Annotated in this window: 13 protein-coding genes; 10 read left to right on the top strand and 3 right to left on the bottom strand. The window is 70.0% G+C overall.

Annotated features, from left to right (window positions below):
• Positions 1 to 6: 6 nt before the first annotated feature.
• The gene (locus tag ACIP4P_RS07280; RefSeq protein ID WP_400915641.1) at positions 7 to 1,530 is read right to left on the bottom strand and encodes a hypothetical protein; all 1,524 of its coding nucleotides are present in this window, start codon (positions 1,528 to 1,530) and stop codon (positions 7 to 9) included.
• 184 nt (positions 1,531 to 1,714) lie between these two features.
• Here ACIP4P_RS07280 and ACIP4P_RS07275 point away from each other — a divergent pair, with 184 nt between their 5' ends.
• The 3 genes from ACIP4P_RS07275 to ACIP4P_RS07265 all read left to right on the top strand — a co-directional run bounded on the left by ACIP4P_RS07275 (position 1,715) and on the right by ACIP4P_RS07265 (position 5,527).
• A complete protein-coding gene (locus ACIP4P_RS07275; protein WP_400915640.1) occupies positions 1,715 to 2,146 on the top strand; it encodes a DUF6210 family protein in 432 nt (143 codons plus the stop codon).
• Positions 2,147 to 2,237: 91 nt separating this feature from the next.
• Entirely contained in the window at positions 2,238 to 2,864 is a 627-nt protein-coding gene (locus ACIP4P_RS07270) for a hypothetical protein (protein ID WP_400915638.1), read from the top strand.
• A gap of 2,216 nt (positions 2,865 to 5,080) precedes the next feature.
• Positions 5,081 to 5,527 (top strand): hypothetical protein, encoded by a 447-nt coding sequence (locus tag ACIP4P_RS07265; protein ID WP_400915637.1) that lies wholly within the window; start codon positions 5,081 to 5,083, stop codon positions 5,525 to 5,527.
• A 108-nt stretch (positions 5,528 to 5,635) separates the two neighbouring features.
• On the opposite strand, the gene ACIP4P_RS07260 is transcribed toward ACIP4P_RS07265, so the two are convergent.
• Positions 5,636 to 6,502: a GNAT family N-acetyltransferase gene (locus ACIP4P_RS07260; protein WP_400915635.1), complete on the bottom strand. Its 867-nt coding sequence runs from the start codon at positions 6,500 to 6,502 to the stop codon at positions 5,636 to 5,638.
• A gap of 228 nt (positions 6,503 to 6,730) precedes the next feature.
• Here ACIP4P_RS07260 and ACIP4P_RS07255 point away from each other — a divergent pair, with 228 nt between their 5' ends.
• The 7 genes from ACIP4P_RS07255 (at position 6,731) to ACIP4P_RS07225 (ending at position 13,537) form a co-directional block, all read left to right on the top strand.
• Positions 6,731 to 7,621: a hypothetical protein gene (locus ACIP4P_RS07255; protein ID WP_400915633.1), complete on the top strand. Its 891-nt coding sequence runs from the start codon at positions 6,731 to 6,733 to the stop codon at positions 7,619 to 7,621.
• Positions 7,622 to 7,759: 138 nt separating this feature from the next.
• Entirely contained in the window at positions 7,760 to 8,377 is a 618-nt protein-coding gene (locus ACIP4P_RS07250) for a DUF6939 family protein (protein WP_400915631.1), read from the top strand.
• A 577-nt stretch (positions 8,378 to 8,954) separates the two neighbouring features.
• The gene (locus tag ACIP4P_RS07245; RefSeq protein ID WP_400916396.1) at positions 8,955 to 9,608 is read left to right on the top strand and encodes a ricin-type beta-trefoil lectin domain protein; all 654 of its coding nucleotides are present in this window, start codon (positions 8,955 to 8,957) and stop codon (positions 9,606 to 9,608) included.
• Between the two features lie 661 nt (positions 9,609 to 10,269).
• Complete coding sequence (locus tag ACIP4P_RS07240) at positions 10,270 to 11,067, top strand: hypothetical protein (RefSeq protein WP_400915629.1); 798 nt, start codon at positions 10,270 to 10,272, stop codon at positions 11,065 to 11,067.
• 79 nt (positions 11,068 to 11,146) lie between these two features.
• Positions 11,147 to 11,704, top strand: a complete 558-nt coding sequence (locus tag ACIP4P_RS07235; RefSeq protein WP_400915627.1) for a hypothetical protein — start codon at positions 11,147 to 11,149, stop codon at positions 11,702 to 11,704.
• Between the two features lie 36 nt (positions 11,705 to 11,740).
• Positions 11,741 to 12,427: an adenylate kinase family protein gene (locus ACIP4P_RS07230; protein ID WP_400915624.1), complete on the top strand. Its 687-nt coding sequence runs from the start codon at positions 11,741 to 11,743 to the stop codon at positions 12,425 to 12,427.
• A gap of 114 nt (positions 12,428 to 12,541) precedes the next feature.
• On the top strand, positions 12,542 to 13,537 hold the full coding sequence (locus tag ACIP4P_RS07225) for a hypothetical protein (protein ID WP_400915622.1): 996 nt from the start codon (positions 12,542 to 12,544) through the stop codon (positions 13,535 to 13,537).
• Positions 13,538 to 13,552: 15 nt separating this feature from the next.
• On the opposite strand, the gene ACIP4P_RS07220 is transcribed toward ACIP4P_RS07225, so the two are convergent.
• Positions 13,553 to 13,834 carry a hypothetical protein gene (locus tag ACIP4P_RS07220; protein WP_350512434.1) on the bottom strand — a complete coding sequence of 94 codons (282 nt, stop codon included), beginning with the start codon at positions 13,832 to 13,834 and terminating at the stop codon, positions 13,553 to 13,555.
• Positions 13,835 to 14,322: the final 488 nt, after the last annotated feature.

Raw genomic sequence — 14,322 nt, 5'->3', positions numbered from 1 at the left:
CCCGCCTTACGTAGCCGTACCGGGAACCCCGCCGTGGTCCAGCAGTCGGTGGAGCCGCTCAGCGGGCAGCACCGGGTTGGCCGCGGCTCCCTCGGCCAGCTCCGGGTCGTCCAGGAGGGACGAGACCAGCTCGACCGGCAGCAACGGGTTGGCGGCCGCGGCCCGGCGGACCAGGGGGTCGGGGTCGGACAGCAGCCGGACGGGCGGCTCGGCGAGACCGTGGTCGGCGGCGGCCAGGGCCCGCACCTCCGGGTCGGCGTGGTCGAGGAGGTGCCCCAGCCCGGTGCGCGGAAGCCGGGACAACGTCAGCAGGTACGGACGCTGGCGCGGCACGGCGACGAAGGCGTCGAGGACGATCGCTGGCGGCGCCAGCGGATGGTTGAGCGCCAACAGGTGCCGCACCAGCGGATCGGGATGGGCGGCCAGGCTCCGCACCGACTCCCCCGACAGCCACGCGTACGACGCCGCCACCCGGTGCAACAGGGGCTCGGGCGACACCGCGCACTCCTCGTACCAACCCGCCCCCTGTTCCCCGAACATCGCGCCGACCGGGCCGACACAGCAGAACGTGTGCGTGGTGCACTCCGTTGCAAGCCCGACGACCTGATCGATGGCGACGCACTGCCACCGGGTCCTCGGGTGTGGCTGCACCCGGGCCCGGGTCCGCACGGCCTCATCCGGATCCTCCGCGAGGTCCGCCAGCAGCGCCGGATCCAGATCGGCCCGGGCGGCCACCCGACGGCGCACCTTCGGATCGGGATCGCGCGCCAGGCGGGCGACGATGTCGGCGGGGGTGTACGGGTTGGCGGCGAGTGACAACAGATCGCGCTGCTCCGCGAGGCACCGTTCGGCGACCGCCTGGGAGATGGCGTAGTTGCGGAGGAGCAGGGTCCGGCCGTGGCAGTCCTCCTCCGGCAGGTCCGCCTCCATCGGCACCGGGTCCAGGTTCCGGGCGCGCCGCCGTGCCGCCTTGGACACCTCGGGATCCGGATCGGCGAGCAGCGCTTCACGCTGTGCGGGGGTGAGCGACAGCCACAGGCCGGTGGCCTGGGCCCGTAGGTCCGGATGAGGGTGGTCGATCATCCCCTGCCGGAACGATGCCGGGATCTGTCGGGAGAACTCCAGCTCTTGCCTGATCTCGTAGGCGTTGAGCAGTTGCCCTGGCCGGTCGTCATCGCGCGCTGTCAGCAACGCTTCGAGGACGTCGTCGGGGAGCGCCTCGACCACGTCCAGGCGCGGGCGCGGGCCCGAGGCCAGGGCGGCACGGACGAACGCGTCCGGGTCGTCGACCAGCCGCCCGCGCTGCTCGGGCGCGACGTACCGGTTACGGGCGACGGCCCGGCGGACCGCCCGCTCCGGGTGGCTGAGCGCCGCCTCGATGACATCCGCGGGAAGGCTCCTCTCCTGGCAGAGGACCGTCCAGGCGGCACGCGCCTCAGGGGCCAGGAGTCGCAGCAGGACATCGGAGGGAGCGGCCGGGTTGGCGGCGACACCGCGCAGCCACAGCTCGGGGAGGGAGGGGGAAGGCATCGGAACATCGTCGCAGCGACCCGGACGCGTCGTCAGCCGGATCCGCGGGCCATCGAATTTTCCGCGGAAAATTCGATGGCCCGGTGGGCCAGACCGAGGTTCGATGGCGCTCATCCGCACACCCGCGCCCGCACACCCGCACCCACACCGGAGGCCGATCCCGATGCCCGACCAACCCCATGACGTGACGGCCCCAAAGCGGTACGTCTACCTCGACCCGGACGGCTGCGGCGGAGGCTGGATGTTCGTCATCGTGGCCGCCTCCACCGGCGTCATCTACCAGACCCAGTGCGGCGGCCACGCCTGCGCGCAGTACGAGCAGGAGGGGTACCTCGTCCCGCTCTACGGAACGGACCTGGACGCGGACCTGAACAAGATCTTCGTCGGCGAGCTCAAGGGCTGGGGCATGCGTGGCCAGGAGTGGTCCACCGGGGTACTCGACCGGCTGCGGACGGCCGTCGACGACCTGGCGGTCTACGGTTCCGGTGCCCACGAGGACCTCTATCCACCGTCCCTGGTCCTCGACGAGTCCCGGCTCTCGGAGGCGGCGGAGGCATGGATCCCGGTCCTCACCCCCGACGGTCCCGGAGTGCTGGTTTGGGAGAACTCCGACTGACTGACGCCCGGCAGCTCCGGCGACCGATTTTCCGCGGAAAATTCCGACGGCTCCGACGGAACCCCAACGGTACGCGCGATAGCGTCACCTGGTGGCGGAACACCCCTATGACGACATCTGGATCGAGGCGCCCGAGTCCGGAGCTTCGGTCCGCAGAAACGTGCCCATGTTCTTCGGGGCCGCCCCCGGGGACCCACAGCTGGGCACGAATCTGCTCTCCGCCCTGGGCGACGACCTGCTTCACGCGGCGAGCAGCATCGCTCCGGCCCACACCCTGAGCGCCCGCATCGACATCCTCGGCGACCGACGGATCACCGTGTCGGTGGCACAGCTCCACCGCTGGACGGCATCGGACTCCCCCACCCTCGGACCGTCGGGGTCCCTGCTCGGCAACGAATGGTGGTCCCTGTCAGCCCTTTCCGCGCTGTCCGCCGCAGTGACCGTCGAGCTCTGGTGCGACGGACGGGGGTTCCGACAGCACTGCTCGGGCCTTCGTCCACTCGGCGCCGTCCAGGACTTCCTGCCGCCGGACGGCAGCGGAACGCGCGTGAGCCTGACCCTCGACCCGACTTGCATCGGAGCCGGCGTCGCCATCCCCACGGAGCTCGACGGCCTGAACCTGCACGGCCCGTTCTGCGCCGCCCCGCCCGGCCCCGGCCGGCTGCTGATCCGGGACCACCGGCAAGGCCCGGCGGCACGGGACATCCGGTACTGCTGACCGACCACTTCCCCATGGCTCGGTGGTCTTGTCTGCCGCTCCGGATTTTCTGCAGAAAATTCCGGCATGCGCGCTCGCGCCCGTGATGCGGTGTATCGATGGATCGGTACTCCCCCCGCGGAGCTGTGACGCTCAAGGCCCGCAAGGCCCGTTGACTGATCCTCGGTTCTTGCTCCCTGGACACCCCACGTCGGCCCGGCGGCAGTGGCCGAGGCGGGCGGTCGGCAGCGCATGGACCGTCGCGTCGGCGGACCGATTTTCTGCAGAAAATTTCGGCCGGGTCGGCGGGCACTCCACTCGGCCGGGACCCGAGCCCGCACGTCCTCCGCTGCGGTGGTCAGCCGCTGCAGCGAAGACCCGGATGCGTGCGGGCCCCTGGGCGACCGTGGCTGTCCCGGTCGGCACGGGGTCGTCTTCAGCGTCAGCCTCCGAGCCGCAGGGTTGCACGTCCAGGTTGGGTCGGACATCCCGTACCGCTGACCAACCACTCCCCTTTGGTTCAACGGTCTTCTCCGCCTTCCGAATTTTCTGCAGAAAATTCCGGCACGCGTGCCCGCGCCCGTGATGCGGTGGATCGGTACTCCCCCGCGGATCCGTGACGTGCAGGGCCCGCAAGGCCCGCCGACCGACCCCGGCTCCCGGTCCCCATAGGCCTCACATTGGTCCGGCGGCAGTGGCCGGGGTGTGGTTGTGAGTCGCGCAGGATTCGCCGTCTCAGCCCGCCGAGTCGAGTCCGGGGGAGGGGAGTGGCGGCTGGGGTGGGCGGTCGGAAGGGTATGGGCTGTCGCGTTGGCGGACCGATTTTCTGCAGAAAATTTCGGCCGGGTCGGCGGGCGCCACAGCCGGCCAGGACCCGAGCCGCAGACCGGGGGAGCGAATGTGTACCCCTGGGCCGGGCTGCGGAGTGGCAGCTGCCGGCGTGTGTCGACGGCCTTCTGTTCAACTGGCGGACCCCGACAGTCCCGATGCCGCGTCCTCTGCTGAGGTGGTCATCTGCTGCAGCGAAGACGCTGACGCGTCTGTGGCCCTGGCCGACCGCGGGCATCCCGGTCAGCACGGGGTCGCCTTCAGCGTCAGCCTCCGAGTCGCAGGGCTGCATGCCTAGGTTGGGCAGGACATCCGGTACCGCTGACCGACCGTTCCCCCATGGTTCAGCGGTCTTCTCTGTCCCCCCGAATTTTCCGCAGAAAATTCCAGTACACGCACTCGTGCCCGGGGAGCGGTGGATCAGTGCTCCCCGCGGATCTGTGACGCTCGGGGCCCGCAAGGTCTGTTGATCGATCCCCGGACGCCTCGCGTTGGTCCGGCGGCAGTGGCCGGGGTGTGGTTGTGAGTCGCGCAGGATTCGCCGTCTCAGCCCACCGAGTCGAGTCCGGGGGAGGGGAGTGGTGGCTGGGGTGGGCGGTCGGCAGGGTATGGGCTGTCGCGTTGGCAGACCGATTTTCCGCAGAAAATTCCGGCCGGGTCGGTGGGCACCACAACCGGCCAGTACCCGAGCCCGCACGTCCTCCGTAACGTTCTCCGCTTCGGTGGTCATCCGCTGCGGCGAGGGCCCCGGATGCGTGCGTGCCCCTGGGCGACCGTGGCCGTCCCGGTCAGCACGGGGTCGTCTTCAGCGTCGGCCTCCGGGGCGCAGGGCTACATGTCCAGGTTGGGCCGGACATCCGGCACCGCTGAACAACCTGCTCCCCTATGGTCCAGCGGTCTTCTCCGCGTTCCGAATTTTCTGCAGAAAATTCGGAACGCGTGCCCGCGCTCATGAAGCGGTGGAGCGGTGGATCAGTACTCCCTGCGGATCTGTGATGCTCGGGATCCACAAGGTCTGTTGATCGATCCCCGGACGCCTCACGTCGGTCCGGCGGCAGTGGCCGAGGCGTGGTCGCGAGCTGAGCAGCACGGACCATCTCAGCCAACTGAGCGGTCCCCCGGGGGAGGGGAGTGGCGGCTGAAGCCGGCAGTCGGCAGGGTATGGACCGTCGCGTCGGCCGAGCGATTTTCTGCAGAAAATTTCGGCCGGGTCAGCCGGCACCACAGCCGACCAGTACCCGAGCCGCAGACCGGGGGGAGCGACCGCGTACCCCCGGGCGGGGCTGCGGAGCGACGGCCGCTGGGGCCCCTCAAGCGACGAATCGCCATGACATCAAGTGCGTCGACGACCTACTGTTCACCGGGTGAACCCCGACAGTCCCGACGCCGCGTCCTCCGCTGGCAGCCCGATGCCCGCTGACCTTCAGCTGACCTGGGAGCTGGGCGGCCACGGCTGGGCCGACTGCACGGTCAGCGATCGTGACGCCGAGACGGTGATCACGGCGTCCAACATCACCACCGCGCCCGAGGACCTTCTCACCGCGACGGCCCGGCTCGCCCGCGGCGCCACGGAGTCCCGCGCCCAGTTCAATGCCGAGCCCACGATCGCCCGGTGGATCTTCTACTGGGAAGGCAGCGACATCTGGATCCGTATCCTCGAACTTCCGGGCGACGTGCACGACAACAGGGGCACCGAGATCTGGTCGTCCCAGCAGCCCCTGATCACGGTTGTCCGCGCGGTCGTGCGCTGCTTCGACTCGGTCGCGGCCAGGTACGGAGAGAGCGCCTACCGCGGCAAGTGGGGTGAGCACTTCCCCCGCCAGGAGCTCGAAGTCCTCCGACGACAGTTGCCCTGAGACCGAGCCCGCCTCGTTCGGAGAACGGCGGCGGGTCCGGATTTTCCGCAGAAAATTTCCGGTCCTGGAGGGGGCTGACAACAGCCCCCTCCAGGACCCCCGCCCCGTTCAGGCAGCGCGGCTGAGGTCCAGTCGTTCGGGCGACGGCTCGAAGCCGGCCGCGCGGTAGGTGGCGATGGCCGCGGTGTTCGAGCTCGGGGTGCAGACGAGCGCGCTTGATGCCCCCATCTCCCGCAGCGCCACCGCAGCAGCGATGCTGATCGTCGTCCCATGGCCGCGGCCACGATGGTCGGCGTGCACGCCCATCGGTTCCAGCAGGCCGGGCTTGCCGGGCCCGGCCGACCAGACCGTCACCGCGGCCACCGCACGGTCCTGGTCGTCGTAGCCGATCAGGCAGCGGGCGTCGGCGTAGACCGGCCCGGCCGCGAGGACGTGCCAGCCCTCCTCGGTGAACCTCGGGCTGCCGAACGCCGAGCGGTGCACCGCGGTCCGCGCCGCCGCCGTCTGCGGGCCGACCACCTCGACCCGCAGGCCGGAGACCTCCATCGGTTCGGCGAGATCGTGGCGCAGCGGGGTCCACGGCTCGTCCAGGTTCCAACCCGCCAGCATGAGGACCTCGCGGAGCAGGGCACCGTCGGGAACCTCAAGGCCGACCCTCCCTGGCGGCAGCACCCCGCGCTCCGGGGCGTCGAGATCCGCCCGCAGCCGGCGCGCCAGATCCTCGTCCTGTCGCAGCTCCGGAGCGGTCGTCAGGCGCAGCAGATCGGGGGCGTCCAGAAATCCGACGGCAACGATCCGCCCATCGACGCTCCAGGTACGGACGGCCGCGGCCAGCCTCTCCGCGCCCCGGGCCCAGGCCCAACCGAGGTCCCCCGGGTGGAGCTGCAGCGGCGTCCGGTCGTCCTGCCACGCGCGGAGCGCATCCCCGGCCCCGGCCAACCCGGCGATGCCGGGCTCGTTCAACACGATCGTCATGCCCCCGTATCCCACACCATCGCGGCGACCGGCCGCACCCGCTTTTCCGTCGGCCAGCCTTGGCTCCTGCATGCAGCCATCGGGGGATCTGGATTTTCCGCAGAAAATTGGCCGGCTACCCCCGTGGGTGCGCCACGCGGAACTCAACGGCCGAACGCGGGCCCCGGGGAACCGGGACCTCGGCCACCCCTTGTGGGCAAGACGGTGCATCGGCTTACCCTGCGGTCCATGGACATGGACTCCGAACTCGGCGCGCTGGCAATCCAAGAAGGCCTCCCCGCTCCCCTGCTGGGGCGCCTTCTCCGGCATCCGGTGGCTCGCCGCCGGGCGGCACAGCTCCGTCGGGACCTGACCGAAGAACAGATGGAGGAGATCATCGCGCTCGGCTCCGCGCGATCGCTCGCCGCCAACAGCTGGGTGCCGGCCTCGATCAAGTCCCGCCTGGCGGAGCACCCGGAGCCGGAGGTTAGGTGCGCGCTCGCCGCCAACGCCACCGACGAACCATCAGGGCTACTGGCCCGCCTGGTCGACGATCCGGATCCACTGGTGCGGTCGTTCCTGGTGATGAACGAGCACCTGCCGACCGAACTCATGGCCCGTCTCGCCGAGGACCCGGACTCCACCGTGCGGGCCTGGCTTCCCCGGCACGGTCGCAACGCCCCGGAGGCCGTGCGCCGGGCACTGTTCACGGACACCGATCCAGGTGTCCGCCAGGCCGCGGTCGCGCACTGGTCTCCTCCGCTCGATCTGTTGCCTGCCCTCCTCGCCGATCCATCGACCCGCGTCGGCGCCGCCAGGCGCTCACAGCCGACTCCGGAACTGGCCCGCGATCCAGATCCCCGTGTGCGCGGAGCCGTTGCCGCACATCCTGACCTCCCGGCAGCCCTTCGCGACATGCTGGCCGAGGACCCGGACGTCCTCGTCCGCAACGAGATCGCGTGCCGCGCGGACACTCCGCCGGACCTGCGGGAGCGGCTCGCGGCCACCCTGACGACGGAGGATCCGGCCGAGGCCTTCCTGCTGTCGCACCGCAACCACAGGTGCCCCTCACCAGACCCCGTCCCATCCACGCTCACCCACGAGCAGGCGGAAGCCCTCCTTGCCAGAGCAGGGATTTAGGCCGGCTCCCGGCCGGGGGAGTGGCAGGCCCGACCGGGCTGACATGCCGGGCCGACTCGACACCTCGTACGCCGGTGGTTCGTTCGTCGGCGGCCATCCGCCTTGCCCTCTCGACCGGGAATGTCAGTGATACGAGGGATGCTTGATGGTCGCTGTCATCGCGCCAGGGGGTCTCTTCACATGCCGATCCATATCGCCAGCCGTCGCCGCAAGCCGGCGTCACTGACCGCTGCCTTCCCCGGTGCCGAGATCATCGACGTGACCTCCAAGGCATCGGAACCGTGGGTCCGGCTGAGCCCGTTCTATCCGCACGGTGGGATTCCGGTCCCCTTCAGCGAGGACGGGGTGACCGGTCAGTCCGTGGAAGGGATCTGGCAAGCCCTCAAGGTCTTCCGGGATTCCGACGTCGACCCCGCGAAGCTGGCGGTCACCACGATGAAGGGCCTGAAGCGGACCGCCCGCCGCTACGGTCCCGTCCAGGGCCACCGAACCGGTCTCACCGGAGACCGGCTGCTGCCCTACGAAGCGGCTCGGCGCCGGATCTACCTGCCGGCCTACCGCTGGATCCTCGAACACCGAGCCGCCGACCTGGTCGCGTCACTCAGGAACAAGGCCGACGTCGTACTCCTCGACTACACCACCAACGGGGACGTCACCGACCTCACCACCCCGCTCTCCCACGCCGCGCTCATCCAGCTGTTCATCGACGGGCGCTGGCCCAGCGAAGACGGCGGCGGCGAGGCGTCCGGCCGCTAGCAATCCACCGATCTCATGGTGTGCTCGGGGTTGGGTGAGACCCATCGATTTTCCGCAGAAAATTCTGAGGCTCGGGGCACGTTCGGCAGCGGCTCACTCGCTTGCTTCCCGCGACCGTCCACGGAGCCGAGTCGAGGCTAGTTGTCATGAACTCCACCAAAATGGATTCCATTTCGCTGCCGACGGGGGCGGATCGCCTGAGAAACCGCAGATTCGGCACGGGGCCCGCGACGCGCTTCGAGTCTTGAACATAAATAACGTCACTAGACACCGAATAAACCTTTTCGGCGTCGACGACCGATTCGGCCGCGCCCGCTCCTGGAGCGCGGCATTGCTCCCCATCCGACGGAGGACACCCGAGCGCGATCGCCGACGGCGACACGGTGTGACACCGGGGTCCGCAGTGCGCACGTGCGCTGCGGACCCCGGCTCTATCGATGATCGATCAGGAAGTGTTGGGGGAGAAGGGCTCAGAGTTCGTTGCGGCTGCCGACGCAGTCGCGGATGCTGGTGGGGGAGTCGTTGCCGGTGCTGCCCCTCTCGGACCTGCCATCGCACCGGCGCGCAGGACTGAACCATCGGCACCGACGGCACCCTGCGGGTCTTCGGTGCCTGCGCCCGCCCAGTCGGCGGAAGTGCGATCTCCGGCACCCAGATCGGACTGTGGGCCTGTGAGCCGAACGACGGCAGCCAGCAATGGCACACCGGAACCGACGGCTCCCTCGTCCACAAGGCCTCCGGCCTTTGCCTGGCGGGCGGCTACACCTACGCCGCCGACACCACGACCAGTGGTAGCGACCCGACGGGTCTCAACTGGTTCGGCGACGCGGTCGCCAACCTTGGAACCGCCGTCGGCGGGTTCACCGACGCGTTCATCGGCCCGATCCGGGAGGCCGCCGGCACCTTCGTTCAGGACATGGGCGACGGCATGAAGAACCTCAGCTGCCCGCCGACATCCTCCGCATGGCCAGAACTCCCCCCGACGCAAGGGCAGTTGGTGGGCAACCGGTACCATCGTCTCCGTCGTCGTCGACGGCTGGGGCCTGCTGAAAGGGGTCGTGGGCGGCGTCAAACTCCTGAAACCCGGGCCAAGGGTGCGGGGGAGCTACCGGAGTCCCAGATCGGCAAGCTGCTCGGCGACAACCCCAGGACGGCCCCCAGCGACCAGGAGACCGCCACCGACCAGGGCGGCCAGGTCGTAGTGAGAAGGATGGAAGATGGATCGGCTTGAGGGGTGGGAGTGGCTGGACGAGCCGAGGGAGAGGTGGGAGGTTCCGGATTCCCTGCGAGGGTCGGCAGCCTCGACCCCATTGAATCTGGCTATTGCCATGCTGTCCTGCGAATTCCTTGGGCATGAGCTCTGTGTGCTGGTGGGGAGATTCATTGCCGAGAATGCGCAACTCTATCTCCGCCCGCCGGTAAGGGGCTTGACGTTTCGTGAGCAGTCCTTGGTCTCCGATGTCTTGACCAGGCATACGCGTCGTACGTTCGAAGCGTGGGAGAGGTTCAGGCTGAGCGCGGAGCAGGAGCGGCCCGCGAATGAAGTTCGCCGACTTCTGCAGGAGAACCGGGGGCTTCTCGCGGTTGAGCTGAACGAGGCAATCCTGGCTTTTTCGAGACTCCCAGGAAGTGTCCTCTGCGAGGGTGGTCGATAGGGGATTCCCCTCAACCGTGCGGCTCTTGGTCCCTGTTGGCATGGACTCGGTTCCGGGACAGGACATCGGCCCGGGGCTGCACTCCGCCGCGCCGTGGGACGGGCGCCTGGAGTGTGCGTGACTGGGGTGACATCGGCAGGGGCCGTGCAGCCGTCGGGTCGAGTAGTTCCTGGGTGGGAGATGGGCGAGGGGCGGTTCATGATGGGTTATCCGGATTTCGGCACGATACTGGCCCGGTTGCTGAGCCACCGTGGGGTGGACGTCGGATGGCTGTCCGCGGAGTCCGGCGTTCCGGCGCCCGAACTTCGTGGGCTGCTCGCGGGTACGGCACCGCTACCCGTGCAGGTGGAGGCGCTGGCGCCCGCGCTCGGGTTCCACACGGCCGACCTCTATGTGATCGCGGCCCTCCCGGTGCCGCAGGCCCTGACGCCTCGGGAGCCGGCTCCTGGGCGTCGGCTCGCGGACCTCGTCCAGTACGCGCTCGCACTGGCGCCGGACCAGCGGGACCGCGTGCATCGCCTGGTCGACCAACTGCGCCGGGAGCCCCACGAAGGTCCGCTCCAGCCACCACGGACGGCGGACCAGCAGGGGGCGGGCTTCGGAGCCGCACTCTTCAACCTGCTGTTCGGCAACCGGAACCTGAGGTCCCTGAGTGCTGCGGCCAAGCTCCTGTTCATGCTCACCAACGGCCACCTGTGCCTGGCCGAGACCACGATCGCCTCCCTGGCCCGCGGTGACGCTCCCCTGACTCCGGATATGGTCGCCGGCTTCGCGCGCACCCTCGGCATCCCCGAGGGCGACCTGGCTGCCGTCGTGGGAGTCGAACTCCCCGAACCACGCTGGCCCGATGATCCGTTGGCCGCCGAGATGGCAGGGCTGCTGTGGAACTGCCGCCTGCTGACCTCGGCTCAGGTCGAGCAGGTGCACGCGGCGACGCACGCGATGCTCGTACCGGTCCCCGCCGGTGCCTCTGATGAGGACTGGAACAGCGTCTACTACCAGGACGGCACCTGGTGGGGAGCCCCGAAGCAGTAGGTGCCGGCCGCCGGGCCGGTGTCGTTCTTGACGGTGTCGGGGGTGTGCTGGTTCCTTGGACCGCGGGGGTGGGGGCGGGATGTCCGGTGCGGTGGTCACGTTGGTGGTGGCCGTCTTCGGTGTGCTGGGGACGTTGTTGGCGCCGTGGCTCTCGCAGCGGGTTCAGGCCCGGGCGGCGAGGGACGACTTCGAGCGTCAGCAGGCGGCCGCTCGGACGCAGTGGGAGCGTGAGCGTGAGCGGGCGGACCTGGCGCTGCGTCGGGGGTGTTACGTGGCCACGAACGCGGCCTACCGCCGGTACCGCGTCGAGATCCTGAACTTCCTCTGGTTCTCCCACCAGGGCCTTGTGACCGAGCGGGAGAGGGACGCGCTGGAGCAGGCCCGTCAGGCGCACCACGCGGCCTTCGCGGAGGCGCAGATGGTCGCCTCGTCGGCGGTGCTGGAGCAACTGGACGAGGTCACGCAGATGTTGTCCGAGGCGTACCGCAGGACGATGTGCCTGCACGAGGGCAATCCGGAACCGGGCGGGTCCTTCGACGAGATCCGGGACCACCTGAAGTGGCTCTGGGAACGCTGGGAGGAGATGCGCGGTGTCATGCGCGTCGACTTGGGCGTCGACGGCTCCGCGGCGGGCTGAGAGCCGAAACCGTATGAATCCAAGGAGTGATGTGCCGTGCGAGTCGTTCTCCTGCAGCCACCGGCATGGCGGTTGGGGTCCCCGGCCGACGTGCTCGCCGAGACCCTGGCCACGCCACGCATCGGGCTCGGAGACCTCTTCCGTGCTCACCTCTCCCAGGGCACCGAGCTGGGGAACCGGTGCAGGGAGGTCATCCGGTCCGACGGGCCGGTGACGGACGAGATCATCATGGCGGTCGTGCACGAACGCCTGCGGCGGACGGTCCCCGCCGCCTTCCTCCTCGACGGGCACCCGCACAACACCACCCGGGCACGCGCACTGGACGAAATGCTCCGCGAGCTCGGCATCCCGCTCGGCGGAGTGCTGCACCTGCACCTCTCCGAGCACGAGACGGAGCGTCGCATCCTCCGTTGGGCGGCCCGCCGCCTCTGTCGCGAGGATTCGACGCACGGCCTCGGACCCGGACACGGATACGGGGACGCGTACCAGCCGGGCGAAGTGTTCGGCGACGGCCCCTGCGAGGTCTGCGGAGGTGAGCTGTACCAGCGCGAGGACGACCGGGAGGAACGCGTCCGGGGCCGGATCAGCACCTACCGGGCGATGATCGAACCGGTCATCCGGTACTACGCCGACCAGGACCTCCTCACCACGATCGACGCTGCGGGCACCCACGAGGAGATCGCCGGGCGCGCACTCGCCGCGCTACGCCGACGCGGCTACTGACATCGGCGGGAAACCTGGTGCGGCGGGCGGGGGAGGGCTGTTAGTTTGCGGCCTCGGAGTGGCCGCGGTGTGGCCGCGGCCGCCTGGAGGTGGCGGGGGAGTGGGGAGAGGGCGATGGCTGCGGTGACGGTGCTGCCGGTCGAGGGCGGGGTGCGCTCGCTGGCGTGGGACGGGGCGGACCTGGTCGATCCGGCCGGGGGCGGGCGGCGCTGGCGGCCGGAGGCCGGGACGGCGGAGCCGGCCTTCGACGACTTCGGTCCGGCCTTCGACCGGGCCGTGCTCTCACCGTCGGGGCGGCACGCCGTCGTCCACGAGGAGCGCGGCACCAGGGGGCTGGTCGTCGACCTCGCGGGCCGGCGGGTGGTGCGCGAACTCGTCCGTGCCGGGTACAGGGCCGACGACTACGACTACCCGGTCGCGCTCGGCAGACTGCCGGACGGGCGCGAGGTGCTGGTCCACTGCCCCGAGGAGTACAACGTGCTCCAGATCGAGGAGTTGGCGTCGGGACGCCGCCTCACCGAGGGGGCCCGGGAGGACGTGGACGTCTTCCACTCGCGGCCCGCGGTGAGCCCGGACGGCCGTCACCTGCTGGTGGCGGGCTGGGTGTGGCACCCGTACGGCATCGCGGAGGTGTACGACCTCGCGGCCGCGCTCACCGATCCGGCGGTGCTGGACCGGGACGGTGTGCTGCCGGTCTCGTCGGTCTCCGACGGGATCGACGCCGAGGTCACGTCCGCCTGCTGGCTGGACGCGGACCGGCTGGCGATCGCGACAACGGATGACGACCAGGACCTGGGCACCGAGGTGGACCGGCTCGGGGCCTGGTCGATCTCGGCGCGGCGATGGCTCCACCGCAGCGCGCTGGACCATACGGGCGGCGTGCTGCTCGGCCGCGGTTCGCAGGTGGTCTCGCTCCACGGGCACCCGCGCCTGGTCGACGTCGCGACCGGTGCCGTGGTCGCGCAGTGGCCCGAGGTGCCGGTCGCGCGGAGGACCGGCTGCTACGGCGTCCGGCACATCCCGACCCCGGTCGCGGCGCTCAGCCCGGACGGCCGCCGCCTCGCCGTCGCCCAGGACGAGGGCATCGCGCTGATCGGGTTGCCGGGCTGACCCGACCCGGGGGCCTCAGCGGGCGTCGGCCTCGTCGATCAGGTACTGGAGCTCGTCGAAGACCTGGAGCACGACGACGACCAGCACGTGGTCGGCGACCATGAACTCCACCACCACGCCGGGCGCCGCGTAGGCCTTCCGCAGGTGCTCGTCGGGGCCGATCGGCGCCGTCGCCGTCTTGTGGTACGGGTCGCGCGCGAGGACGCCCAGCGCCCGCTCCAGGAGGTCGCGACGCTCGGCGGGCAGGGTGTCGATCGTCGCCTTCGCCTCGACGGTGTACTGCACGCGGTACGTCATGCCGGACACGATAGCCGGGACGGCGTCGGGATGGGGAACCCCGGCCGCCGGATACCCGGGATTCCTTCGCCAACTCCCTTGTCCGCTGGGATAGTTCCGGCGACAGTGGAAATGCCGACTGACGTCGACGTACGTACCGAAGAGCGAGATCCACGGATGCTTGGAGGTCGGGTATGGCAAGCCACTACCGGAACGAATGCGGAGAGTGCGGCTGGCACACGGCCTGGCTCCCGCAGTCCGTGGCCGACGAGAGGATGCTCGACCACTACGGGGACCGGCATCCGGGGATCGTCCCCCGGGGTATGCAGGAGTACCGGGAGAGTGGCGGATGCTGCTCGTCGAGCTGTCTGATGGTGCTGACGGGGTTCGTCGCCCTCGTGGTACCCGCCTGGTACCTCGTGCACTGACCGGGCGGGCCGGGTGGCGTTGGACGCCGCGCAGGCCTGGCGGGATCTTGGCGGTCTCAGGCGTTCGCGCCACTCGTGGGG

The organism is Kitasatospora sp. NPDC089509 (genome assembly GCF_044749365.1).
In the GTDB taxonomy this organism is placed as follows: Bacteria; Actinomycetota; Actinomycetes; order Streptomycetales; family Streptomycetaceae; genus Kitasatospora.
This window is presented reverse-complemented; position numbering and strand designations above follow the sequence as displayed.

Coding starts and splice junctions, on each gene's coding strand:
- ACIP4P_RS07225 (WP_400915622.1), top strand. CDS start 12,542: ATGGCTGCGGTGACGGTGCTGCCGGTCGAGGGCGGGGTGCGCTCGCTG.
- ACIP4P_RS07235 (WP_400915627.1), top strand. CDS start 11,147: ATGTCCGGTGCGGTGGTCACGTTGGTGGTGGCCGTCTTCGGTGTGCTG.
- ACIP4P_RS07220 (WP_350512434.1), bottom strand. CDS start 13,834: ATGACGTACCGCGTGCAGTACACCGTCGAGGCGAAGGCGACGATCGAC.
- ACIP4P_RS07260 (WP_400915635.1), bottom strand. CDS start 6,502: ATGACGATCGTGTTGAACGAGCCCGGCATCGCCGGGTTGGCCGGGGCC.
- ACIP4P_RS07280 (WP_400915641.1), bottom strand. CDS start 1,530: ATGCCTTCCCCCTCCCTCCCCGAGCTGTGGCTGCGCGGTGTCGCCGCC.
- ACIP4P_RS07250 (WP_400915631.1), top strand. CDS start 7,760: ATGCTTGATGGTCGCTGTCATCGCGCCAGGGGGTCTCTTCACATGCCG.
- ACIP4P_RS07265 (WP_400915637.1), top strand. CDS start 5,081: ATGCCCGCTGACCTTCAGCTGACCTGGGAGCTGGGCGGCCACGGCTGG.
- ACIP4P_RS07255 (WP_400915633.1), top strand. CDS start 6,731: ATGGACATGGACTCCGAACTCGGCGCGCTGGCAATCCAAGAAGGCCTC.